The 1,767-nt window shown below is 45.0% G+C and carries 1 protein-coding gene and 1 pseudogene; both read left to right on the top strand.

Annotation, left to right across the window (positions count from 1 at the left end):
• Window positions 1-1,461 (top strand): FAD-binding oxidoreductase (locus RMO27_RS08175; RefSeq protein WP_309731167.1); only part of this gene is annotated, 1,461 nt, incomplete at its 5' end.
• 125 nt (window positions 1,462-1,586) lie between these two features.
• Window positions 1,587-1,767, top strand: a pseudogene (locus tag RMO27_RS08170) (carbonate dehydratase); the annotation flags it as partial.

Here is a 1,767-nt window from a genome sequence, read left to right as displayed (position 1 = left end):
CTGAAATTTTTGGTGTGGGATCGGGACAATCATCGCTGGTTAATTGAAGATCTATATTATCAGACACCGATCGATACCAAACTGACTCTATCGCCAGCACTTACAAATATTTCTCTCGATAGACTTCGCGCTACGACGATAACCGATGCGAGTAAACTCGAACCTACTCAAGTCGCCGCGATCTTTCAACCGCAATCTGTCTCCGAAATTCGCCACCTAATTGCGACAGCCCAAAGTACGGGACATAAGATCTCGATGTCGGGAGCTAGACACAGTATGGGCGGGCAAATCGCCGCTCCCGACTCAATCCACCTCGACATGCTGAAATTCGATCGAATTGTTTACAACGCCGACACGACGGTAACAGTCGCCAGTGGTGCCACTTGGAAGCAGATTCAGCTCGAACTTGGCAAACATGGGCGAGCGGTACGGGTAATGCAAGACTCAAATATTTTTAGCGTTGGTGGTTCTTTATCAGTCAATGCCCACGGCAAAGATCCGCGTTTTGGTTCGCTGATTGAAAGTGTGGTTTCTTTTAAACTTTTGAATGCTCAAGGTGCGGAAATTAATTGCAGTCGGACGGAAAATCCCGAATTATTTCGCGCCACGATTGGGGGGATGGGATTGTTTGGCATTATTACTAACGTCGTACTCAAAACCGAGCCAAATTCTACTTACAAATATACCGTAGTTCACAAACCGATCGAGAACGCGATCGACTTTATGGAAGCCCAAATTAAGCGATCTGACTTGGAATCGATCGAAGCCCAAGTCTCGATCGATCGAGATAACTATATCAAAGAAGCTCAAATTTATTACTTCGATAAAGTTCCCAATAATCCGCAACGGCAAGATGATGTCAGTGGCGATAATAGCATTTGGTTGCGAAAATTTGTCTACCGAAATTCTCGCGGTAGCAACTGGGGGAGACAGTTTCGCTGGTTTATTCAAAAACAAATTGGGTCACAATTAGACCCCCAGCAACTTACGCGCAATTCAGCGATGGCGGCTCCCTTTCGGACGATCCAACTGAATGAAGCTGAGACAACTGATGTCCTTCAGGAATATTTTGTCCCCGTTGCGAAGGTACCAGAATTTCTCACCGAGTATCGCAAAATGCTCGCCGAGCAGAAGATGCAACTGCTGAATGTCACGATTCGCAAAGTCAAGCCCGACACTGAAGCCTTGGTGTCCTATGCAACTACCGATATGTACGCTTTTGTGGCTTATTACAAAATCCCCAAAGCTGCGGCGGGAACAACGCAAATGACCGACTTCACACGCCAGATGATGGACTACCTCCAGACGATCGATGGGAAGTTTTATTTGGCGTATCGGGGTTACTATAGTCGATCGCAGATCCATCGGATGTATCCCCAACTTCAGATACTATTCCAACTCAAACAAAAATATGATCCCACCGAGCTATTTACCAATCAATGGTATCTATCCATGCGGTAAAATTGGTGATTGTTGTAACGAGACGCAATGCCGATTTTTTATTTAGATAAATCACAATCCGATCGGTTCGATCGCTTATGTAGAAATAATTATCTTAATTGCGTTGTGAGCGAAATATACTTCAGATGCGTTTAGTTAAAAATTATTGTTTTCGGATCTTATCGATCGCGATCGTATTTATGTTCGTATCGTACATCTTCCCATTACCGACATTAGCAAAAACAATCACGCCACAGTGGGGCTATGAAGGTGATACCAACCCCACAAAATGGGGCAAAATCGCGCGGGATTTTGCCACCTGCGAAC

This window comes from Chamaesiphon sp. OTE_75_metabat_556, assembly GCF_031378165.1.
Taxonomy (GTDB): Bacteria; Cyanobacteriota; Cyanobacteriia; order Cyanobacteriales; family Chamaesiphonaceae; genus Chamaesiphon.
The sequence above is the reverse complement of the archived record's forward strand: the minus strand, read 5'-3'. Positions and strand labels throughout refer to the sequence as shown.